Source organism: uncultured Campylobacter sp., assembly GCF_938045225.1.
GTDB lineage: Bacteria > Campylobacterota > Campylobacteria > Campylobacterales > Campylobacteraceae > Campylobacter_A.
This window is the reverse complement of record NZ_CALINL010000319.1, coordinates 1-20,224: the sequence shown is the minus strand read 5'-3', so window position 1 is coordinate 20,224 and position 20,224 is coordinate 1. Positions and strand designations below refer to the sequence as shown.

23 protein-coding genes, 6 tRNA genes and 1 pseudogene are annotated in these 20,224 nt (G+C 44.6%); 11 read left to right on the top strand and 19 right to left on the bottom strand.

Annotation, left to right across the window (positions count from 1 at the left end):
* Positions 1 to 404 precede the first annotated feature (404 nt).
* Positions 405 to 621, top strand: a pseudogene (locus Q0200_RS11700) (IS1595 family transposase); the annotation flags it as partial.
* Between the two features lie 326 nt (positions 622 to 947).
* On the opposite strand, the gene rplS reads toward Q0200_RS11700, so the two are convergent.
* From rplS to Q0200_RS11620, 16 genes are all read right to left on the bottom strand, one after another.
* Positions 948 to 1,304, bottom strand: coding sequence for a 50S ribosomal protein L19 (gene rplS, locus Q0200_RS11695; protein WP_002951216.1), 357 nt, complete (start codon positions 1,302 to 1,304; stop codon positions 948 to 950).
* A complete protein-coding gene (gene trmD / locus Q0200_RS11690) occupies positions 1,301 to 2,005 on the bottom strand; it encodes a tRNA (guanosine(37)-N1)-methyltransferase TrmD (RefSeq protein ID WP_297941274.1) in 705 nt (234 codons plus the stop codon). The genes rplS and trmD overlap by 4 nt, the downstream gene beginning before the upstream one ends.
* Positions 2,005 to 2,532, bottom strand: a complete 528-nt coding sequence (gene rimM / locus Q0200_RS11685; protein ID WP_297941273.1) for a ribosome maturation factor RimM — start codon at positions 2,530 to 2,532, stop codon at positions 2,005 to 2,007. The genes trmD and rimM overlap by 1 nt, the downstream gene beginning before the upstream one ends.
* Complete coding sequence (locus Q0200_RS11680; protein ID WP_297941272.1) at positions 2,525 to 2,767, bottom strand: KH domain-containing protein; 243 nt, start codon at positions 2,765 to 2,767, stop codon at positions 2,525 to 2,527. Before Q0200_RS11680 ends, rimM begins: the two co-directional genes overlap by 8 nt.
* A 7-nt stretch (positions 2,768 to 2,774) precedes the next feature.
* A complete protein-coding gene (rpsP, locus tag Q0200_RS11675; protein WP_002951203.1) occupies positions 2,775 to 3,005 on the bottom strand; it encodes a 30S ribosomal protein S16 in 231 nt (76 codons plus the stop codon).
* A gap of 68 nt (positions 3,006 to 3,073) precedes the next feature.
* Positions 3,074 to 4,414 carry a signal recognition particle protein gene (gene ffh, locus Q0200_RS11670; protein WP_297941271.1) on the bottom strand — a complete coding sequence of 447 codons (1,341 nt, stop codon included), beginning with the start codon at positions 4,412 to 4,414 and terminating at the stop codon, positions 3,074 to 3,076.
* A 66-nt stretch (positions 4,415 to 4,480) separates the two neighbouring features.
* Positions 4,481 to 5,239 (bottom strand): RluA family pseudouridine synthase, encoded by a 759-nt coding sequence (locus tag Q0200_RS11665; RefSeq protein WP_297941270.1) that lies wholly within the window; start codon positions 5,237 to 5,239, stop codon positions 4,481 to 4,483.
* Positions 5,236 to 6,375 (bottom strand): lipid IV(A) 3-deoxy-D-manno-octulosonic acid transferase, encoded by a 1,140-nt coding sequence (gene waaA, locus Q0200_RS11660; RefSeq protein WP_297941269.1) that lies wholly within the window; start codon positions 6,373 to 6,375, stop codon positions 5,236 to 5,238. Before waaA ends, Q0200_RS11665 begins: the two co-directional genes overlap by 4 nt.
* 9 nt (positions 6,376 to 6,384) lie before the next feature.
* Complete coding sequence (locus Q0200_RS11655) at positions 6,385 to 7,095, bottom strand: zinc ribbon domain-containing protein (protein ID WP_297941268.1); 711 nt, start codon at positions 7,093 to 7,095, stop codon at positions 6,385 to 6,387.
* 9 nt (positions 7,096 to 7,104) lie between these two features.
* Positions 7,105 to 7,839: a Nif3-like dinuclear metal center hexameric protein gene (locus Q0200_RS11650; protein ID WP_297941267.1), complete on the bottom strand. Its 735-nt coding sequence runs from the start codon at positions 7,837 to 7,839 to the stop codon at positions 7,105 to 7,107.
* Positions 7,840 to 7,845: 6 nt separating this feature from the next.
* Complete coding sequence (glyQ, locus tag Q0200_RS11645) at positions 7,846 to 8,724, bottom strand: glycine--tRNA ligase subunit alpha (RefSeq protein ID WP_297941266.1); 879 nt, start codon at positions 8,722 to 8,724, stop codon at positions 7,846 to 7,848.
* A 54-nt stretch (positions 8,725 to 8,778) separates the two neighbouring features.
* A complete protein-coding gene (locus tag Q0200_RS11640; RefSeq protein ID WP_297941265.1) occupies positions 8,779 to 8,916 on the bottom strand; it encodes a hypothetical protein in 138 nt (45 codons plus the stop codon).
* 3 nt (positions 8,917 to 8,919) lie between these two features.
* Positions 8,920 to 9,390 (bottom strand): DUF3972 domain-containing protein, encoded by a 471-nt coding sequence (locus tag Q0200_RS11635; RefSeq protein ID WP_297941264.1) that lies wholly within the window; start codon positions 9,388 to 9,390, stop codon positions 8,920 to 8,922.
* 10 nt (positions 9,391 to 9,400) lie between these two features.
* Positions 9,401 to 9,898: a 5-(carboxyamino)imidazole ribonucleotide mutase gene (purE, locus tag Q0200_RS11630; RefSeq protein ID WP_297941263.1), complete on the bottom strand. Its 498-nt coding sequence runs from the start codon at positions 9,896 to 9,898 to the stop codon at positions 9,401 to 9,403.
* Positions 9,895 to 11,154, bottom strand: coding sequence for a peptidase U32 family protein (locus tag Q0200_RS11625; RefSeq protein WP_297941262.1), 1,260 nt, complete (start codon positions 11,152 to 11,154; stop codon positions 9,895 to 9,897). The genes purE and Q0200_RS11625 overlap by 4 nt, the downstream gene beginning before the upstream one ends.
* A complete protein-coding gene (locus Q0200_RS11620) occupies positions 11,154 to 11,885 on the bottom strand; it encodes a chemotaxis protein (RefSeq protein ID WP_297941261.1) in 732 nt (243 codons plus the stop codon). Before Q0200_RS11620 ends, Q0200_RS11625 begins: the two co-directional genes overlap by 1 nt.
* Positions 11,886 to 12,011: 126 nt before the next feature.
* On the opposite strand from Q0200_RS11620, the gene Q0200_RS11615 reads away from it, so the two are divergent.
* The 8 genes from Q0200_RS11615 (at position 12,012) to Q0200_RS11580 (ending at position 15,025) form a co-directional block, all read left to right on the top strand.
* The gene (locus Q0200_RS11615; protein WP_297941260.1) at positions 12,012 to 12,791 is read left to right on the top strand and encodes a histidinol-phosphatase; all 780 of its coding nucleotides are present in this window, start codon (positions 12,012 to 12,014) and stop codon (positions 12,789 to 12,791) included.
* Between the two features lie 85 nt (positions 12,792 to 12,876).
* Entirely contained in the window at positions 12,877 to 14,307 is a 1,431-nt protein-coding gene (glnA, locus tag Q0200_RS11610; RefSeq protein ID WP_122874147.1) for a type I glutamate--ammonia ligase, read from the top strand.
* A gap of 207 nt (positions 14,308 to 14,514) precedes the next feature.
* A tRNA-Lys gene (locus Q0200_RS11605) sits at positions 14,515 to 14,590 on the top strand.
* Between the two features lie 11 nt (positions 14,591 to 14,601).
* Positions 14,602 to 14,677: transfer RNA gene (locus tag Q0200_RS11600), tRNA-Glu, on the top strand.
* Positions 14,678 to 14,692: 15 nt separating this feature from the next.
* A tRNA-Val gene (locus Q0200_RS11595) sits at positions 14,693 to 14,768 on the top strand.
* Positions 14,769 to 14,775: 7 nt separating this feature from the next.
* Positions 14,776 to 14,852: transfer RNA gene (locus Q0200_RS11590), tRNA-Asp, on the top strand.
* A 2-nt stretch (positions 14,853 to 14,854) separates the two neighbouring features.
* Positions 14,855 to 14,930, top strand: a tRNA-Lys gene (locus tag Q0200_RS11585).
* A 20-nt stretch (positions 14,931 to 14,950) separates the two neighbouring features.
* Positions 14,951 to 15,025, top strand: a tRNA-Glu gene (locus Q0200_RS11580).
* Positions 15,026 to 15,326: 301 nt separating this feature from the next.
* Here Q0200_RS11580 and Q0200_RS11575 read toward each other — a convergent pair.
* The 3 genes from Q0200_RS11575 to Q0200_RS11565 are packed head-to-tail and all read right to left on the bottom strand — an operon-like array spanning position 15,327 to position 19,493.
* On the bottom strand, positions 15,327 to 17,231 hold the full coding sequence (locus tag Q0200_RS11575) for a DEAD/DEAH box helicase (RefSeq protein WP_297941275.1): 1,905 nt from the start codon (positions 17,229 to 17,231) through the stop codon (positions 15,327 to 15,329).
* The gene (locus Q0200_RS11570) at positions 17,221 to 18,444 is read right to left on the bottom strand and encodes a pitrilysin family protein (RefSeq protein WP_297941259.1); all 1,224 of its coding nucleotides are present in this window, start codon (positions 18,442 to 18,444) and stop codon (positions 17,221 to 17,223) included. The genes Q0200_RS11575 and Q0200_RS11570 overlap by 11 nt, the downstream gene beginning before the upstream one ends.
* On the bottom strand, positions 18,444 to 19,493 hold the full coding sequence (locus tag Q0200_RS11565) for a dehypoxanthine futalosine cyclase (protein WP_297941258.1): 1,050 nt from the start codon (positions 19,491 to 19,493) through the stop codon (positions 18,444 to 18,446). The genes Q0200_RS11570 and Q0200_RS11565 overlap by 1 nt, the downstream gene beginning before the upstream one ends.
* A gap of 116 nt (positions 19,494 to 19,609) precedes the next feature.
* Here Q0200_RS11565 and Q0200_RS11560 point away from each other — a divergent pair, with 116 nt between their 5' ends.
* Positions 19,610 to 19,738 (top strand): hypothetical protein, encoded by a 129-nt coding sequence (locus tag Q0200_RS11560; RefSeq protein ID WP_297941257.1) that lies wholly within the window; start codon positions 19,610 to 19,612, stop codon positions 19,736 to 19,738.
* A gap of 92 nt (positions 19,739 to 19,830) precedes the next feature.
* On the top strand, positions 19,831 to 20,082 hold the full coding sequence (locus tag Q0200_RS11555) for a hypothetical protein (protein ID WP_297941256.1): 252 nt from the start codon (positions 19,831 to 19,833) through the stop codon (positions 20,080 to 20,082).
* Positions 20,083 to 20,224: the final 142 nt, after the last annotated feature.

Genomic DNA, 20,224 nt, shown 5'->3' with positions numbered 1-20,224 from the left:
ATCGAACTCATCGTAACTTAATGCTCCTTGTATTTGTATTAAGTTCCGTTGAGCCAAACTTAATATTCACCATACTTTAATATTCTATGAAATCATTTTAAATAAGCATATTTCTCATTTTTAAAAGCAAATCATGTAAGTTTATATAATGAAATACTTTGCGAAATAGTGATACCGAAACCTATTTAAACAATCGCAATAATTGCAACATAAAGTTGCAATAAACAATTATAATTCATAATCCCTGTTTTATTTTGCAAAGGCTCTATTGTAATCAAGTGGTAATTTAAAACAATAAATATGACCTATATTTATTGGTTCAAGATAAATTAAAAACTTTCAAAGGAGCTTTCTCAAAGAGAGTCCGTCTTATTAGTATCAAACGAAGTACGGCTAAGCACGAAAGCGAATTAGACATAAACGTAATTTATTTTGATTGCTGAAAAGTCTATGCTTGATTGGTAAATTACGGAGACCAAAGCACACTGCAGGGTAAAACACTCAAAGAATAAATTCGCTAACAGTAAAAACTATATCAATAGCATTGAGAATTTCTGGGGTTATGCTAAATGTAGATTATCTAAATTTAAAGGTATTAAGAAAGAGAATTTCTTGTTGTACTAAAAGGAATGCACTCTGCTCTACTTCTTGTTTGTAGTTTCTTAAGATGCAGTCACGAGCGAAGCGAAGTAGGGTTTAGATATAATAACAGTAAAGATACAAAACAAACAAAGCGCTCACGAAGCGATGTTTCTATAAAAGAACTCTATCAAATTCTACCACAACCGATAAGAGAGAATCCGCTTAGCTTATCTTAAGTTAAAAAATATAACAACATTGATAACTATAAATTAAAATAAGATAATCAGTTTTGACCAAGGATTTTTAATAATATAAATATAAAAAGAAGGCAAAAGCCTAAAATTAGACTTTTGCAAGGAATAAAATTACTTTTTAAGCTCTTTAATGCGAGCGGCTTTACCGCGTCTATCACGTAGATAAAATAGCTTAGCACGGCGAACGCGACCTTGTCTTAGAACGGTTATACTCTCTAGGCTTTCGCTATAGATAGGGAAAATTCTCTCTACGCCTACGCTATTTGCGCCGATTTTTCTGATGATAAATGTTTCGCCAGTTCCGCTTCCGCGTCTTGCTATACAGATACCTTCAAAATTTTGAATTCTCGTTTTATCGCCCTCTTTGATGCGGATAGCTATACGCAAAGTATCTCCAGCACGAAAATCAGGCACAGACTTTTGGGCTATTTGAGTTTGTTCAAATGCCTCTATATACTTGTTTCTCATATTTTTTCCTTAGTCGGCGGCTCAAATTTTCGGTATAAATCCGGACGAAAAAACCTAGTTTTTAAGAACGCCATATTATTTTTCAAAGCTCTGATTTTAGCATGGTCTCCCTTTAAAAACGCTGAAACCACACCAGAACCTTTGTAATTACTGGGTTTCGTAAAAGATGGAGCCTCAAGTAAATTCCCTTCAAAACTCTCAATTTCAAGACTTTGATTATTTCCCAAAACGCCGTCAATATTGCGAGAAATCGCGTCGGCAATGCAAAGCGCCGCCAATTCTCCTCCGGTCATCACAAAGTCGCCGATACAAAAAATTTCATCTGCGTATTTTTCTACTATTCGCTCATCTATACCCTCATATCTACCGCAAACCAGACAAATATGTTCTTTTTTTGCCAAACGCCTAGCATCGTTTTGGATAAATTTTTTCCCGGCGGGCGCAAGAAAAATAGTATGGGGTTTTGGCTTATTTTTTAGTAAAAATTTTAAAGTATCATCAAGAGGCTGGCACGTCATGAGCAATCCTGCGCCGCCTCCAACCATATAGTCATCTACCTTTTTATGCTTATCGGTGCTAAAATCCCTAGGATTTAAAAAATCAATTGAGACGAGCTTTTCTTTTACAGCACGACTCAAAATACTATCTTCAAAATAAGGTCGCACAAGGCTTTTAAAAAGCGTAACAAAGGTAAATTTCATCAGGAATTTTCTAAAATTAAGATAGCATTTTTGGTGTAAATTTTTTTATTTTCCACATCGACTTTTTCTATATAAACGTCGATATACGGAATGTAAAAACTTTTTTCCAACCCTTTGGCAATCAAATTTTCATCGGTTTTTACTAAAAATAGATGATTTGCGCCGACTTCGTCTATATCCTTTACTTCGCCGAGCCTTTGGTTATTTTCGTAAATTTCGCAACCGATGACATCAAAATAGAAAAATTCGCCCTTTTTTAGTTTGCAGTTTTTTCTAGTTTCTTCTTTTGTGGTGTAGATTGTTTTATTGGTGAGAGTTTTTGCGCTATCTATATCCTCAAAACCGCAAAAAGAGATCGTATCGTTTGTATGATTGTAGCTTTTTACGACAAGTTCTTTACCGTCTTTATCGTAAAATATAGCATTTTTTTTAAACTGATTAGGAAAGTCGCCCTTATTATAAAGCTTGACAAATCCTTTTAATCCTACCGTTTTGCCAAGCAGTGCGACTTCTACAAGCTCACTCAAGAGGTTTTACCGTAACGCGGTACGATGTCGCATCTTTGGCTTTATAGCCTACTATTACGGTCTTTATCGCGTTTATCATCCTGCCGTCTTTGCCGATAAGCTTGCCCGTATCGACTTTATCGGCGTAGATTATCAACTCGGCAAAATTTTCGCCAAGCTCGAATCGCTCGAGTTTCACTTTATCTGGAAAATCAGCGATAAGCTTAGCGTATTCAAGTAAAAAATTTTCTACCATTTTTTAATTATTTGCTAGTTATTTTTGCAACCCTATCGCTAAGTTTCGCACCGACGCCTTTCCAATAAGCCAAACGCTCAGCGTCAAATTTTACTACCTCAGGCTCAACCATAGGGTTGTAGTAACCGATCGACTCTATCCAGCCGCCGTCTCTTCTTTTTCTGCTATCCGTTACGACTATACGATAAAAAGGTTTTTTCTTGCGTCCCATTCTCGTTAGTCTTACTACTGTTGCCATTATATTTCTCCTTCTGTTTTTTTAAATAGGCTTAAATTTAGATACGCTCGTAACCAAATTTAAGCCCTTTAATTAGGGCGAGAGTTTTTGGCTTGGTTAAGTAAATTTCCAAGCCCTTTTAGACCTTCTTTACCAGAAAACCTCTTTGCTATTTTTGATGCGTTTTCAAACTGTTTCAAAAAGCGATTTACCTCTACTTGAGATAGTCCAGATCCCGCAGCCAAACGTCTTTTTCGGCTGTTGTTTAGCAAATCAGGATTCTCGCGTTCTTTTTGCGTCATCGAATTTATCATAGCTTTGATATGTAGAATTTCCTTCGAGTTATCGAGATCTATATCTTTTATCTGATTTGCCACGCTTGAGAGCCCCGGTATCATACCGATTAAGCTTTTCATATTTCCAAGCTTTTTGACGCTTTCCATTTGCGATAAAAAGTCGTTAAAGTTAAACTGTCCTCTTTTAATCTTTTTATTTATTCTTTTGGCTTCTTGCTCGTCTATCACGGCGCTAGTTTTTTCAACCAACGTCGCCAAGTCGCCCTCGCCCATTATGCGGCTCACGATACGCTCGGGAATAAAGCTCTCCATATCGCCGACTTTTTCGCCGATGCCCACAAATCTAAGCGGTATATTTAGCTGCTTGGCTATACCGATAGCTACGCCGCCTTTACTATCCGAGTCAAATTTGCTTAGCACCACTCCGCTTATTTTTAGCGCATCATTAAACGTGCTTGCCGTTTTTACACCGTCTTGTCCGCTCATGGCGTCTGCTACGTAGAAAATTTCATGCGGTTCAAGCACTGATTTGATATCTTTTATCTGTTTCATCAAAGCTTCATCTATAGCTAGGCGTCCTGCAGTATCCACTAAAAGTACGTCGTAAAGCCCGCTTTTTGCTTTAGCTAGCGCCTGCTTGGCTACATTTAGCGGATCGGTTTCATTTTCTATGCTAAAAAGTTCTATTTCATTTGCTTTGCAAAGCTGGCGAAGCTGCTCTACGGCTGCCAAGCGTTGCAAATCGCACGCCGCGACCAAAACTTTTTTCTTTCTAAGTTTTAGATAATTAGCTAGCTTTATCGTCGTAGTGGTTTTTCCGCTACCTTGCAAGCCAGCCATTAGCACGATCGTAGGAGCTACGGGTGCAAAGACAAAGCCCTGATTGCCTGGCGCGGTTAAAACCTTCGTCAAATTTGACTTTATAGCGTCCAAAAACTGCTTTTGGCCTATCCCGCTTTGCTTTAGATCGGCCTCTATGAGGGCTAGCAATTCTTTGGTAACTTTGTGATGAACGTCGGCTTTTAGTAGTGCTTTTTTAAGCACGTCAAGCGCGTTATTTAGCGCTTTTTCATCGTCTACGAAACGAATTTTACTAACGGCTAAACGAAACGACTCGCTGATTTGTTCAAACACATTCTACCTTTTATTTACATTTATAGCTAAAGCGCTTATTTTATTAAATTTAAGCTTTATTGCTCTTTAAATCTCAAAATTTCTTGAAATTTCAAAACCGAGCCTATTAAAATCACTGCTCAAATTTGACCTAAATTTATACCCTAAAAGCTCGATTTTGTAAGCATGTAGATACATTCTTGCGGATTTATTTTTAGCGTATTTTTCATCGCCGACGATCCCGTATCCCGCGTGATTTAGATGCACTCTGATTTGGTGCGTTCTGCCGGTTTTTATCTCGACTTTTACGAGACTTTTTTTGCCTGCGACCATCACGGGCGTCACGTGCGAAAACGCCTCTTTGCCGTTTGGCGAGATCTTAGAAAACGCTCCGCCTTTGTTTTTTAGCGTAATTATTGGTTCGTTTACGCTAAATTCCTCGCTCACGATACCCTTGACCGCCGCGACGTACTCTTTTTTTACGCGGCAGTTTTTAAACTCCTCGATCGCTTTTTTTTGAAATTCCTCGTTTTTTACAAGCAAAAGCACGCCGCTAGTTTCCTTATCAAGCCTGTGAAGAAGCGGAAATTTATAAGTTTCGCTCACTTTTTCCGAGGTTAAAAATGCCGGTTTATCAACCGCGATTAGGTTTTCATCCTCGAAAATCACGCTTGGGCGCGGTAGTTTTTGCACGTTAAATTTAGTCGCCGCGCTCATCATCGCGCGCGCCACGGCGATCCTCTGTCCTTTGGCGCTAACTAGCCCCGCGTCGATTAGTTCCTTTGCCTCGTTGTTTGAGATACCTTCCTGAATCGCCAGCAGTTTATAGGCTTTTTCTTCTTTCATAAATTTTCCTCAATATCTTTTAAAATCTCGCTTGCATCGCCTTTGGCAGCTATTTTTGCTTTTGGTAAATTTTGCTTTAAAAGCGAACTTATCTCGCCCGCTTTTGCAAAATTTATCCCCTCAACCGCGCCGTACAAGGCTTTTTGATTAAATATAAACTCCCCGCTTATCACCGCGTTTTCAAACTGCGCCGCCTCGATCGGATTGTGTCCGCCAACGTTTGGCACGAAGCTACCGCCAAGCACGACGACGTCGCTAAATTTATAAATATTTACCAGCTCACCCATCGTATCGACCAGCACGCACTGCGCGTCAAAGTTTTTAGTTTCGCTAAATTTAGCAAAACTAAGTCCGTTTTTTACGGCAAATTTAACCAAAATCTCGCCCGCCTCGCAAAATCTCTCAGGATGACGCGGCACGAGTATCAGCTTATCGTTTGCGCTCAAATTTAACTCTCGCAAGATCAGCTCCTCTTCGCCCGCATGAGTGCTTGCTAGCACAATCACGCGCTCTTTTGGTTTGGCGTAAATTTTACTCGGGCTTGGCAAAAAGGCTGATTTTATATTGCCGCTAACGACGATATTTTTGGCGCCGAGCCGCCCTAGACGCTGTTTATCTAGATCGCTTTGGGCATAAATTTTATCTACAAATTTAAACAAATATCTGTAAAAAAAGCTAAATTTTAGATAGCTTTTGTAGCTCCTATCAGAAATCCTGGCGTTTATCAAAATAACGCGAGAGCATTTAAATTTAGCCCAAAAGACAAGCCCTAGCCAAAGCTCGGCCTCAAAAATGACCGTGATTTTAGCAGGCTTTAGCCAAAACGGCAGAAATATCTCAAACGGCAAAAAGCGCGTATTTGGCGTGATTTTTTTCGCCTCGTCAAAACCGGTTTTGGTTACGACCGAGACTGCGGCCGCGTCTTTAAATCTATTAACTAGCGGCGCGATAGAACGCACCTCGCCGAAACTGCACGCGTGAAAATGCACGCGGGAGGCGTCAAATTTGGGATTTTTAAACAAAAAAAATCTAGCGGGAATCGAGGCTCTGTACTTTTTCTTAAAAGCTAAAATCGCAAGCGGTAAAGCCCCCAAGGCAAACGCCGCGAGGACTAAAACGTAATAAATTATTATCAAATTTAAAGGCTAGTTCGCCGCTTCTTTGTATAAAATTCGGCCGCAGTGAGGGCAGGTCACGATGTCTTCGCCCTTGATGACGGCAGAATAAGTCTTGTCGTTTATCTGCATAAAGCAGCCGTAGCAGGCCTGTTTTTTGACCGGCACGACGGCGGTGTTGTGCGCCCATTTGCGGATCTTCTCGTAAAAGGTCAAGATTTTTTGATTCATCTCGCCGACTAGCTTGTTTTTCTTAGCGTATATTTCACCTCTTTGCTGTTCGATAGCGCCGACCTCGGCCGAGATTTCGCTCTCGATTTTGGTCAAATTTTCGCCTAGTTCAGCAGCCTTCGCCTCAAGCTCGCTTTTTAGCGCATTTTTGCTATCTATGATTTTTTCTAGTCTTTCGACCTCTTCGTTTGCCGCTTCTAGCTGCTCTTTAGCCAGCTCGTCTTCTAGCTGAAGCGCCTTTATCTCTTTTTCGGTTTTTGCCGCGCCGCTTTTTTTGGCGACGTCTTTTATTTTTGCGCTAAATTCGGCTATGTGCGCGTTGGTTTGAGATTTTTGATTTTTTAGCTCGGTCACGCTCGTAGCCGCTTCCTCGATCTGCGCTAAAATCGCCGCCCGCTCGTCCTTGGTCGCTTTTAAAACGCTTTGAACCTTCTCAAGGCGCGGGGTAAAATCGTCGATGTCTTTATCTATGGCTGAGAGCTCGACTAGCTGTTCTAAATATTTATTCATCTTTTTCCTTTAACTGTATGAAAACGGGTTTTTTGAGTTGGATATTATAGTAGGAATCGGCAAAATTTGCAAATATTTTGCAAGCGACTCCCCAAAATACCGCTCGCTCTCGAAGTGCCCGATGTCTAGCATAGTAAGATTATTTTGCGCGGCGCTCATGGCTTGGTGGTACTTTAGATCGCCCGTTAAAAACAGGTCCGCTTTAACGATATCTATCAAATCGCCGCCGCTTCCCGTACAAAACGCAAGACGCTTTATCTGCGCATTGGGGTCAAATTTTCGCCCTTTACAAACCCTTAAATGACTCAAATTTAGCTTTGTTTTTACTCTCTCGCAAAGCTCGTCAAAGCTCAAATTTACATCCGCATAAAGCAAAAATCCATCGCGCTCCTTTGGCGTAAAGCCCAAAATTTCGCTTAGCACGTACTCGTTTAGGTGGCTTAGATCATAGTTCGTGTGCATCGCGATTAAGCTTAAATTTTTAGCCATCATTTTTGCGATTAGGCTACTTGGATATTTGTCCCAATTTAGCGATTTTAGCCCCTTAAAAATGAGCGGATGATGCGTGATGATGAGCGAGTTTGGCTGCGCTTCGTCCAAAAGCTCGTCGTCGACGTCAAGGCTAAGGTAAACGCGCTCTACGCTAGCCTCCGAGCCCACGAGTAGTCCGCTGTTATCCCACTCCTCTTGGCTCGCAAACGGGCTAATCTCGTCTAAAATTTTATAAATTTCGCCGATTTTCATCAAATTTTATTCGCCCTTCGCGTCGTTCGCGGCATCGATGCTGGCTTTATACGTTAGCGCGCACTCTTTGGCTAGCTCGCGAATTTTTAAGATGTAGTCTTGTCTTTGCGTTACGCTGATCGCTCCGCGCGCGTCAAGGACGTTAAACGTATGCGCCGCAAGCATGCAGTAATCATACGCCGGCAGTGAAATTTTAGCCTCCAAGCAACGTTTACACTCATTAAATGCGTTTTCAAACTGGTTAAAAAGCATATCAACATTTGCCACTTCAAAGTTGTATTTACTCCACTCATACTCGCCCTGCTTATGCACGTCGGCGTAGGTCACGATGTTGCCGCCTCTATCCTCCCAAACGATATCGTAGACGCTATTTACGTCCTGTAGGTACATCGCAAGGCGCTCGAGTCCGTAGGTGATCTCAGCCGAAACCAGCTCGCACGCGATGCCGCCAACTTGCTGGAAATACGTAAACTGAGTTACTTCCATGCCGTCTAGCCAGACCTCCCAGCCAAGTCCCCAAGCGCCTAGCGTCGGGCTCTCCCAGTTGTCTTCGACAAAGCGGATGTCGTGATTTTTCAAATTTAACCCAAGCTTTTCGAGGCTTTTTAGGTAAAGCTCTTGGATATTTTCTGGACTTGGTTTTATGAGCACTTGAAACTGATAGTAAGCGCCAAGGCGGTTTGGGTTTTCGCCGTATCTGCCGTCAGTCGGACGGCGGCTTGGAGCTACGTATGCGGTCGCCCACGGCTTTGGTCCAAGACTTCTTAAAAATGTCGCTTGGTGATATGTGCCCGCACCTGCTGGCATATCATATGGCTGAAGTATGACGCAGCCTTGCTCTTGCCAATAGTTTTGAAGCGTTAGTATTATTTGTGAAAATGTCATTTTTTGCCTTTTGTTTTATTGATATATAAATTTCTATTTGTCTTAAAGTTGGTTTTACGACTCTTTTGGCTCACTCATAAATTTAGACCATAAAGCTGGGATTTTACCCTCATCGCCTATCTCGTCTTCATTTTTAGTACGAGTTTTTACTCCGTAAATTTCAAAGCTATCCTCTAAATTTATAATCTTCATAAACTACTTTTGTCCGTTAAAATTTTCGACCGCTTGGTTCCACATGAGCTTGTATTTTCGTTTTAAAAATTCAACTTCATCTTGTGAAATTTTAAGCTGTTTTGTAAGTGTTTCGACCGTGCGGCGATCCTCGTCGTAGAGCTCTTGCATCGAGATTAGCGCCTCTTTTAAAAATTTATTTTCGTTGCGCAGGGTCTCTAATGTCTCGTCTTTGGCGTCGAGTACCTTTTCGTGCAAATTTAATATCGTACCAATCGTCTTTTCTACAAAGCTAAAGCCATCGGCACCGATCTGGGGCGCAGGTACGGCCACGACGCTAGGCACCACGCTCATCGTGCCCTGACTAGCCTCTATGAAGATCTCGCCGCCCTCTTCTTTCGTATTTAGCACGCCGCGATTTATCATCCCCTCGATTACCTCGCGCTCTAGGTGCACGAGCTTGCAAAATTCGTCTATACTTAAGTATGTCTGCATATTTGCTCCTTTAGGCGAGTAAAACTTCCACCTTCGCCGAGTCTTCTTCTACCTGCTTGGCTTTGGCTGCTCGGTCGGCTTTTAATGTCTCGTCTAGATTTTGGTCGTTTAGAGCCAAAATTTGTAGCGCCAAATACGCCGCGTTTACCGCACCCGCCTTACCGATCGCCACGGTACCCACAGGCATGCCGCCGGGCATCTGGACTGTCGAATAAAGCGCGTCCACGCCGCTAAGCGCGGAGCCTGCCATCGGTATGCCGATCACGGGACGAGTGGTGTTTGCTGCGATAGCACCCGCCAAGTGCGCCGCCATGCCGGCTGCCGCGATGAACACCTGCGCGCCCTTTTCCTCGGCTGCGGCGACGTATTCGCTCGTTCGCTTCGGGCTTCTGTGTGCCGAGCTGATGATTAGCTCATAAGGGACGTTAAATTTTTCAAGCACCTTTGCCGCCTCGCTAACTACGTCGTAGTCGCTCTTGCTTCCCATTATTATAGATACGAATTTCATTTTATTTCCTCTCTTAAAAAGCTAAATTTAGGCAACCTTGCGCCTAAATTTACTTCGTTTTCGTTGCCGCTGTGGATCTCGGTGATCTCTTTGCCTTTTTTGGTTACGAGCTTTTTAAATTTGATAAATTTCTTGCCGTCACGAGCGAAAATTTGAGATATTTCGCTCTCGCACTCATCTATCTGCGAGCCAAGCGGCGCCACTATCTCGTACTCGCTACCCGGGAAAATTTTATATTTGCATTTAAAAAACTCGCCGTCAATAGTCATGGCGTTTACCTGATGAGTGCCCTCCTCTAGGCTGCTAGCGTGATTTTGCGTATCAGCCTTTTCAAACGGGCGATTTACCAGGTAGCCGTCTGTAAAGCCGCGATTTTTTAGCGTATTTAGCTCGCTCGCGTAAATTTGCGCGTAAAATTTGCCAGCTACCGCATCGTCAACGGCCATACGGTAGGCTCTAGTCGCACAGGCGGCGTAGTATTCGCTTTTCGTGCGGCCTTCGATTTTTAGGCTATCGACCGCGCCGCTTTCGATGATATCCTTGATGTGTGCGGATAAATTTAAGTCTTTGGAGTTCATTATATGCGTGCCGCCCTCGTCCTCCTCGAGGCGAAACAGCGTCCCGCTCTCGGGGTTTTTGGCGTAGAGTTCGTATTTAAACCTGCAGTCGTTGGCGCAGCTGCCACGGTTTGATTGGCGGCCGCTTTGAACCGCGCTAACCAAGCAGCGCCCCGAGTATGCAAAGCACATCGAGCCGTGCACGAAAATTTCGATATCTAGCGTCGGGATTTGCTCTTTTATCTTCACGACGTCTTTTAGGCTCATTTCGCGCGCTACGACGATGCGTTTTGCGCCCATTTCGTGGTAGATTTTGGCATCCAGAGCATTCATGACGTTTGCCTGCGTCGAGAGGTGGATCTCGATGTCGGGGGCTATTTCTTTTGCCAGGCTCATGACGCCCGGAGTCGCGATGATAAAGGCATCCGGCTTCATCGCCGATATCGTTTGCAAGTGGCGCTTTAGCGGCTCTATTTGCGAATTAAAAGGAAACGCGTTTACCGTCGCGTAAAATTTCTTGCCCTTTGCGTGCGTGTACTCGATGGCTTCTCTAAAGGTTTCAAGGTTAAATTCGCGCGCCGAACGGGTGCGAAGAGAAAAGCTCGCCACCGATGCATAAACCGCGTCTGCGCCGTATTCTAGAGCTATTTTTAACTTGGTTAAATTTCCTGCTGGGGATAAAAGCTCGGGCTTTAGCACTATTTTTTGCCCAAACTTTCTATCAGAGCTTCGATATCGTCGTTGCTGACGAGGTTTTCGGTGTGCGTATCGCCCGCGATATGTACGGCTGAGGCCACGCGCTTCTCGTCGTCGATCTTGCCCTCAAATAGGCTACTCATATACTTGCTAAGCGCGCGCATAACGTTAATAACGCGCTCGATCTTTTGGCGGTGGATGTCTTGATACTGCATCATATCCATCGCCATCATTATCTCGTCTTCGGCCATCCTGACGTTATCTAGAGTCGTTTCGGCGGAGCTTTTTAGGGCGTTATTTTTCTCTAGCGCCTCAGAAAAAGTCGAGATATTTGGGAATTTTTCATGCAGTTTGGTAAAAATTTCGATATTAGTCTCTATACCGCTGATAATCTCGCTAAGTCCGCTCTCCGCGTCCATAGAGAAGTTATTTATCGCGTCAAGCTTGTCAAACATCTGCGTGGCTTTTTCTTCGCTGTCCTTTGTGACGTCGTCTAGCTGATGAACCATCTTGTGATCATCGGTCGGAGGAGGCGGAGGCCAAGGCATATTGGATGATACTTTATAATCTATGGAGTCAAATTTGGAGTTATCTTCTTTGTATTCAGAGATGCTTTTATCGGCAGTTTCCGCATATAAATTTTCATCTCCGCTAGCTTGCGCGTCGCTCTCGTCTGCAGCTACGACATCATCCAGATCGCCCGCCATCAAGGCGTCAAGTTCTTCTTGCGTCATAAAAACTCCTATTTAAATTTGGGCTGATTATATAGAAAATTAACGAAATATAAGTTTAAAAACCAAAATTTTATCCTTAAATTTATCAAATTTTAGGTAGCATTCGCAAAATATTTAAGGACAAAAATGAGAGTCGATCTGCACAACCACACGCCGCTTTGTAAACACGCCGTAGATGAGCCTAGAGAGTATGTTTTAAGCGCGATAAATTCTGGCTGCGAGTATTTTGGTTTTAGCGATCACGCGCCAATGAAATTTGACGAAGCGTACCGCATGGAGTTTTCGCAGATGGAGTCTTACGAGAGCGAGATTTTGCGCCTTAGAGACGAATTTGACGGTCGGATCAAAATCCTGCTCGGCTACGAAGTCGATTTTTTAGAGGGTTTTATGGACGATCGAGTTTTAACGCGCAAGGTTGATTATCTCATCGGTTCGGTGCATTTTTTAGGCGGCTGGGGTTTTGACAATCCCGAATTTATCGGCGAATACGAAAAGCGCGACATAGATCAAATTTGGCGGGATTATTTTTACTGCGTAGAAAAGATGGCGAAGTCGGGCAAATTTGACATCGTCGGGCATGTAGACTTGCTAAAAGTGTTTAAATTTATGCCAAAAACAGACGTTAGAATCCTTGCTAAAGACGCCATCAATGCGATAAAAAAGGCAAATTTGACGGTCGAGATAAATGCTGCGGGCTTTAGAAAACCCGTCGGCGAGCAGTATCCCAGCGCAAATTTACTAGAAATGATCGCCGAAAAGGATATCCAGGTAACGTTTGGCTCGGATGCTCACGCAAAAGATCAAGTCGGTCTAAACGGCGAAAAATGCGAGCAAATCGCCAGAAATTTGGGCTTTAAAAAATGTGCGGTATTTAAAAACCGCGACAGAGAATTTGTAAAATTTTAGATCGGGTAGAAAAAATTATTTAAATTAATCTTAAAAGTAAAATTTTATGATAAAATTACGAAATCAATAAACACAGGAGCAAAAAATGGGAAAATTTGTAAAAAGCGTCGATCATTTTTTTGATTTTTGCAAAGAACACGAGGTTAAATTCGTGGATTTTAGATTTACCGATATGAACGGCGCTTGGCACAGCATATCTTATAACATAAAATTCGTAGAAAAAGATCATTTCGTAAACGGAATACCGATGGATGCGAGTTCGCTAGGAGGGTGGCAACCGATCGAAAGAAGCGACATGCTGATGTGCCCCGAGGCGACCAGCGCCTTTTTGGATCCTTTTACTGCCGATGTAACGGTCGTAGTTTTTGCCGATATTTACGACATTTACAAGGGTCAAATTTACGAAAAATGCCCGCGTTCGATAGCCAAAAAAGCCATGGCCTACGTAAAAGAAAGCGGCATGGGCGACGTTGCGTATTTCGGGCCGGAAAATGAGTTTTTTATATTTGATAACGTAAAAATAGTAGATAGCCCAAACTGCGCGATGTTTGAAGTGGACAGCGAAGAGGGCGAATGGAACGACGCTAGAGACTTTAAAGACAGCTACAACACCGGCCACCGCCCAAGAAGAAAAGGCGGCTATCTAATGACACAACCGACTGATAGCATGGTCGATCTGCGCGCCGAGATGATGCAGGTTTTAGAGCAAGTTGGCCTCGAAGTCATGCTAGGACATCACGAGGTCGCGCAAGGACAAGGCGAGCTGGGAGTTAAATTTGGTACGCTTCTCGAGGCCGCCGATAACGTGCAAATTTACAAATACGTCGTCAAAATGGTCGCACACCTAAATGGAAAAACTGCGACCTTTATGCCAAAACCGCTCTACGGCGACAACGGTAGCGGCATGCACGTGCATCAGTCTGTATGGAAAGACGGCAAAAATTTATTCTACGGCGAGGGAAAATACGCAAACTTAAGCGATTTTGCGCGCTGGTACATCGGCGGGATTTTAAAACACGCAAGGAGCGTCGCGGCATTTACAAACCCGAGCACAAACAGCTACAAGCGCCTAATCCCTGGCTTTGAAGCGCCGTCAATCCTAACGTATTCTAGCCAAAACCGCTCCGCCTCGATCCGTATCCCGTACGGCTCGGGAGAAAAATCAGTCCGCGCCGAAATGCGTTTCCCCGACGGTACGGCAAACCCGTATTTGGCTTTTTCGGCGATGCTCATGGCCGGGCTTGACGGCGTAAAACACAAGATGGAGCCAGTCGGTCCGATGGACGAAAATTTATTTAAACTGCACCTAGATGAAATCCGCGAGCGCGGTATCGAGCAGCTCCCTCATACGTTGAGGGGTAGCCTAGAGGCGCTAATTCGCGATAACGAATATCTGCACCCGATCATGACCCCAACGTTTATAAACGCGTATCAGCATTATAAATTCGAGAGTCAAGTATGGCCGTATGAAGCGCGCCCTACTCCGTATGAGTTTAAAACTTGTTTTTCTTGCTAAATTTAAGGGATGCTAAAATCCCTTTTTAGTTTTCAGTCAAATTTGACCTTTTTAAATTTGGGCCAAATTTGACTTTTCATGCGTTTTAACGAATGCAAAATTTGTCAAAATAAATCAAATTTGAGGCTAAATTTGAAAAACAGCGGCTTTTTGTCTTGACAAATCAGCCTTTTTTATATATAATCACGTTTCGTTTTTTGAAAAATTGTCTTGTTAGCTCAGTCGGTAGAGCATTTCACTTTTAATGAAGGGGTCGCTGGTTCGAGTCCAGCACAGGACACCATTTTTTACATAGACCCTTTCGTCTAGTGGCCCAGGACTCTACTCTCTCAGTGTAGCAACAGAGGTTCAAATCCTTTAAGGGTCGCCACGATTTAGTCTTTTTGGTCGCTTAGCTCAGTTGGTAGAGCGCCACCCTTACAAGGTGGATGTCATAAGTTCGAGTCTTATAGCGACCACCATTTAGGTGCAGCGGTAGTTCAGATGGTTAGAATGCCGCCCTGTCACGGCGGAGGTCGCGGGTTCGAGCCCCGTCCGCTGCGCCATTGCCTCGTTAGCTCAGTTGGTAGAGCATATCACTCTTAATGATGGGGTCGTAGGTTCGAGCCCTACACGGGGCACCACGATTTATCTTATCATTGTTGGCCCTTTCGTCTAGCGGTTAGGACACCAGCCTCTCACGTTGGTAACACGAGTTCGATTCTCGTAAGGGTCACCAATCCTACTTTAGTTCCTTTGTTAAAATTCACTTTATGGTATCAAATTTTTCTAATAGTCATATTTTTATTAGTTACAATACAATTTCTCACTAGAATACCTATAGTTTTTACAAAAAGCAATAATCGCAAACATTTGGTTTTGCACCGATTCCGCTTCAATAATCCACAATAAAAGCTAATCCACGCAATTATAAGAGCTTTAGTTAAGTCGAAAATACAAAAAATTTATCTTTAAATTTTCAAATTTTAAAAACTATAAAACATTAGGCACAAATTTTACCGATTAAAAGACAAAATTAGCTAAATTCCAAGCCTATCCTTCGCCGCTTGCGTGATTTCCTCTTCGTAGTCGTAGTATTCAAACATTGCGCCGTGTTGAAACGCACCGTTTAGGATGTCGCCGCTTTGGCGATTTTTGAGGTCTATCTCGGCGATCTTAAAGCCGTCCAGCGTCTGGCAAAACTCCCTCAAACGCGACGGCGGATTTTTGAGTTTTGTAAACAAAAAGCAAAATCCGCTCCCGCCGTTTCGCCCTACTCGTCCGCGCAGCTGATGCAGGCTCGCTAGCCCTAGCCTCTCAGCACCCACGATTACTATCGTGCTAAGCCTGGGCAGCGAGATGCCGACCTCGACCACCGTCGTCGATAGCAGCACGTCGCCGCGCTCGCGAAATTCGCGCAGCACTTGCTCTTTTTCCTTGTCCTTGCCGTGCGTGACGTAGACGTTTGCAAAATTTGCCCGCCAAAACCCCTGCGCTTCCTCCAGCCCCTGATAATTCGAGCTTTCGCTGCCCTCCACGAGCGGATATATCACGGCAACCTGTTTGCCTTTGGCGATTTGCGCTTTGATATGCGCCAGTAGCTCGCCAAAATCCGCGCTTTGTAAAATTTGCGTGTGTATGTGCTTTTCAAATGGCATCTGCTTTAGGAAACTAAACTCCGCAAAACTGCTTTGTATCATGCTTAGCGTGCGCGGGATCGGCGTTGCCGAAAACTGCACCACGTGAGCCCTAGTCTCGTTCGCCGCTTTTGTTTGCTGGTTTTGGGGCGAGATTTCAGTCAAATTTGACTGCTCATCCTCCTCAAATTCGCCGTCCGCCCCGCCAGGTTGCGGGTCTCGCTCAAGCCCTCCGCTAGCTAGAGCGTTGATCTTCTCGCGTTGATTAGAGCCGAAACGGTGCTGCTCGTCTATCATCACCAAAGGCGCTGAGGGCAAGCTTTGATATAGCAAAACGTGCGTGCCGATGATGAGATTTACGCCGTCAAATTCGGGCTTGTCGCCGCTTTTAACAAGCAAAACGCGCATAAAATCAGGCAGCAACCGCACCGCCTCGGCGTAAATTTGCTCGGCTAATATCGACGTGGGCGCCATGATGAGCGCAGGCTGAGGATAGACGCTAAGCGCGGCGGCTAGCATCACGAGCGTCTTGCCGCTGCCGACATCGCCCATCACGACGCGCCGCACCGCCTCCTCGCCGCTAAAGTCCGCGCGCAAATCGGCGATAGCGTTTAGCTGATCGTTTGTCGGCGCAAACGGCAGATTTTTAAGCCACTCCGAGATATCAAAAAGCTTGATTTCAGGCGCCTTAAAATGCGTTTTTTTGGCGTTTAGTTTTTTTAGATAGTTATAAATTTCGACGAATTTTAACACCTCTTCGCCCGCTTTTTCTCGCACGAGGGCATCTAGTATCCGGACGCTTTTTTCGTCTCCTCTGTGCAGATCTAGCAAAAACCTAGCCTCTTTAGGTGCGAGTCCAGTCTCAAGTAAATTCGGCAAATTTACGTATTTTTGGATCAAATTTTTAAACGAATCGTCTCTGAGAGTGAGCTTGTATTTTGGTATTATTTCGTTTATTTTCGTGACGATTTTTGGATTGGTTAGCTGCCACGAGCCGTAGGCGTAGGCACATTTGCCGCTTACAAATACGCTTTTGCCGACCTTAAAAGCGCCGTGATGCCAAGGCTTGGCGTTAAAAATCACGATCTTTACGCTTTGCTCCCACGCCTCGCACCAGCACACGGCGTGCAGCATTCCGCCTTGGCGATACGCGCTTTTTATCTCCACGGCGACGCTCACGTGCCCGTCTTTTGGCGCGGCAGCCAGGCTCGTATCTTCGAAGCTTTTAGGAAGCTTAAGTGCCAGATCGAGCAGAGTGGTTACGCCGATTTTTTTTAGATTTATTCTGTCTTTTTCATCAAATTTCATTGTAAAGCACGGCAAAACTGAGCTTTTCTATCTCCGCGTGCTCCGCGATAAACGCGTTTAGCTCGGCAAGCTTTAGCTTCGAGATTTTTTCTAGCTCGTCTTTAAAATTTCCTAGTTTAAAGCCGTTATAAAACTCGCTCTGAGCGATGTTTAGGCGGTTAAAAAGCGTCTCTTGTCGTAGCGGCTGCGAGCCTAGCAAAAATCTTTTAGCCTGCGCTAGCTCGCCTGCCTTTACGCCGTTTTTGACGAATTTTGCAAATTCGTCTTTCACGACCGCGACCGCCTCGCTCCTGCTCTCGTTTTTGGTTTGCAGATAGCCCCAAATTTGCGAGTGGCTCAGCGCAAATTCGCTCCTAGCGTACGCCGAATACGCCAGCCCTCGCTTCACGCGGATCTCCTCCATCAGCCTACTGCCAAAGCCGCCTTCGCCCAAAATAAACGTCGCGACCTTGGCTTTATAGCGCTCTTCACGGGAAACGTCAAAAGGCGCGCCAAAGTAGATATAGGCTTGCTCGCTAGGCTTGATGATGGCTTTTTCGCCGCATTTTTCATCTGTTTTTAGTAGCTTTAGCTCGCGCACTTCGCCCTGCTTTAGCGAGCTTAAAATCTCGTCCAAATTTAGCTCCCCCGGCGTCACTTCGCCGCCTAGCACTACAAATAAATTTGCCAGATCAAGCTTGCTAGAGATGAAGTTTTTAACGTCCTCTAGCGTTATACTCTCCACGCTTTGCTTCGTGCCGATGCTAGGTCTTGCTAGATTTGTACCGGGATATAGCAGCCCGTTTAGCGCGACTCTAGCTAGATAGTCGTAGTCGCTCTCGTTGCCAGAAATTTCGCCCAGCGTCAAAGTTCGCACCTTTTCAAAGCTTTTTTGGCTTAAATTTGGCTCCTCTAAAAGCTCTTTTAGCTTGGCAAGCGCAAAAGAAAAGTGCTCCTTTAGACAGTTTAGCTCAAACGCAAATGTCTCAAATCCAGCACTCGCGTAAAGACTAATCGCGCGCGTTTCAAGCTCTTTGGCAAAGCCCGCCGCGCCCTTGCTTAGTGTGCCTTCGTCGAAAATTTTTGCGACGAATTTAGCTAGTCCCGCCTTGTCCTCTACGCAAGCTCCGGCGACCTTGAAAATGAGCTTTAGGCTCACGGCGGGCAGGGTTTTACTAGCCTCGTAGACGGCAGGGATTTGTAAATTTGCGGCTTTTAAATTTATGATTTTCATCAATAAAACCTTTCTAAAATGTCGTAATTAGTATTGCGTTTGGCGGGTTTTTCGCCGATGTCTTTGATAAGGCGTATCATCTCGTCTTGATTCATGCGGTAGCTAGCGCCCGCGGCCTTGACGACGTTTTCCTCCATCATCGTGCTACCTAGGTCGTTTGCGCCAAACAGCAACGCCAGCTGCCCGATGTAGCTTCCCTGCGTGACCCAGCTGCTTTGGATATTCGGCACGTTGTCTAAAAACAGCCTAGAGACGGCAAGCAGGCGCAGATAGCGATTCGAGCTTTGCTTTTTTATCTCGGGACGTTCGGCGGCTAGGCGCGTGTTTAGCCCCTGAAAGCTCCACAAAATAAACGCTCTAAAGCCGCCCGTAACGTCTTGCAAACTCCTGATATGCTCCCAGTGCTCCACGATCTCGCGCGTGGTTTCTACGGTACCAAACATCATCGTTGCCGTCGTCTTTAGTCCCTCTTCGTGCGCCTCGCGGTGGATGCGCAGCCAGGTCTGCACGTCGCATTTTTTAGGCGCAATCACGTCACGGACGCGGTCGCTGAGTATCTCGGCTCCGGCTCCGGGCATCGAGTAGAGCCCTTTTTCTCGCAGACGGCGTAGCGCCTCTCTCGTGCTGATACGCGAGATCCTCGCGATATAGTCGATCTCGACCGCGGAAAATCCGTGAATCGTGATGCTCGGATATTTTTTCGCGATAAACTCCACGAGATCCTCGTACCACCCGATTTTTAGCTTCGGATGTACGCCGCCTTGAAATAAAATTTGCGTCCCGCCGATAGCGATGAGCTCCTCGATCTTTTGCCCGATCTCCTCAAAGCTAAGTACGTAGGCGTCCTCGTCCTTGTGATCGCGGTAAAACGCGCAAAATTTACAGTCCACCCAGCACGCGTTCGTATAGTTGATGTTTCTATCCACGATAAAGGTCGTGACGCCGTCTGAATGCAGCTCGCGTTTGCGCGCTAGAGCCATCGCTCCAAGCTCGTTTAGCTCGGCATTTTCTATCAAATTTACCGCCTCGTCCACGCTTAGTCTAGTCAAATTTTTCCTTTAAATTTTTTACGCGAGTTTATCGAAAAACGCTTTTATCTTTGATAAATTCGCGTTTTTTAACTTCTTGCGGATATTATTTCGCGCCTCAACGCAAAGGAAAAGAAATGATTTTAAAATCCGCAAAAGACGCTCTCGAGCTAAAATTTAGCCTTTTGGCGCTAGCTGCGATGCTCCTCGCCGTCATAGATAGTCGATCGCATAAAACTCAGAGTCAAATTTGCCGCAACCTTTAAAATTAACCCATTTTGCCGCCCGCTCAAATTTAACCCGATTTATAAAGCTTAAATTTGATAAAATCGCGAGACATTTTATCAAAGGAGAAAAGATGAAAAATTTAGTTTTAGCTGCGATTGCGGCGCTAGTTTTTGCAGGCTGCGCGGCGAACAAACCGGCTCCGGCCGAACAAAACGCGCAGGAGTATCGCCACGCCACGCAGATAAAAGACGCAAGCTGCCCGCATCACGGCATGGCAAACGCTAGCTGCGCCCAGTCTCACGGCGCGATGAAAGAGTGCCCTCATCACGGCAAAAGCAGCGCAAGCGATAAAGCGTACGCCTGTCCTCATCACAAACACTAAAATTTAATGCGGTCAAGGTTAAATTTGGCCGCACTTCCCATCAAATTTACGCCAGCTGGCAACATCAAAATCAAGTCAAATTTCACAACAAAGTAGTTAAATTTCAGTTTTAGTCTCGTCGTCTAAAATTTTAAGCAATCTA

Coding starts and splice junctions, on each gene's coding strand:
- Q0200_RS11620 (WP_297941261.1), bottom strand. CDS start 11,885: ATGACGCAAGAAGAACTTGACGCCTTGATGGCGGGCGATCTGGATGAT.
- trmD (WP_297941274.1), bottom strand. CDS start 2,005: ATGAAATTTACCTTTGTTACGCTTTTTAAAAGCCTTGTGCGACCTTAT.
- Q0200_RS11555 (WP_297941256.1), top strand. CDS start 19,831: ATGAAAAATTTAGTTTTAGCTGCGATTGCGGCGCTAGTTTTTGCAGGC.
- purE (WP_297941263.1), bottom strand. CDS start 9,898: ATGAAATTCGTATCTATAATAATGGGAAGCAAGAGCGACTACGACGTA.
- glyQ (WP_297941266.1), bottom strand. CDS start 8,724: ATGACATTTTCACAAATAATACTAACGCTTCAAAACTATTGGCAAGAG.
- Q0200_RS11665 (WP_297941270.1), bottom strand. CDS start 5,239: ATGAAAGAAGAAAAAGCCTATAAACTGCTGGCGATTCAGGAAGGTATC.
- Q0200_RS11650 (WP_297941267.1), bottom strand. CDS start 7,839: ATGAAAATCGGCGAAATTTATAAAATTTTAGACGAGATTAGCCCGTTT.
- glnA (WP_122874147.1), top strand. CDS start 12,877: ATGGGAAAATTTGTAAAAAGCGTCGATCATTTTTTTGATTTTTGCAAA.
- rplS (WP_002951216.1), bottom strand. CDS start 1,304: ATGAGAAACAAGTATATAGAGGCATTTGAACAAACTCAAATAGCCCAA.
- Q0200_RS11680 (WP_297941272.1), bottom strand. CDS start 2,767: ATGGTAGAAAATTTTTTACTTGAATACGCTAAGCTTATCGCTGATTTT.
- Q0200_RS11560 (WP_297941257.1), top strand. CDS start 19,610: ATGATTTTAAAATCCGCAAAAGACGCTCTCGAGCTAAAATTTAGCCTT.
- Q0200_RS11635 (WP_297941264.1), bottom strand. CDS start 9,390: ATGCAGACATACTTAAGTATAGACGAATTTTGCAAGCTCGTGCACCTA.
- Q0200_RS11640 (WP_297941265.1), bottom strand. CDS start 8,916: ATGAAGATTATAAATTTAGAGGATAGCTTTGAAATTTACGGAGTAAAA.
- rpsP (WP_002951203.1), bottom strand. CDS start 3,005: ATGGCAACAGTAGTAAGACTAACGAGAATGGGACGCAAGAAAAAACCT.
- Q0200_RS11575 (WP_297941275.1), bottom strand. CDS start 17,231: ATGAAATTTGATGAAAAAGACAGAATAAATCTAAAAAAAATCGGCGTA.
- Q0200_RS11615 (WP_297941260.1), top strand. CDS start 12,012: ATGAGAGTCGATCTGCACAACCACACGCCGCTTTGTAAACACGCCGTA.
- Q0200_RS11655 (WP_297941268.1), bottom strand. CDS start 7,095: ATGAATAAATATTTAGAACAGCTAGTCGAGCTCTCAGCCATAGATAAA.
- Q0200_RS11570 (WP_297941259.1), bottom strand. CDS start 18,444: ATGAAAATCATAAATTTAAAAGCCGCAAATTTACAAATCCCTGCCGTC.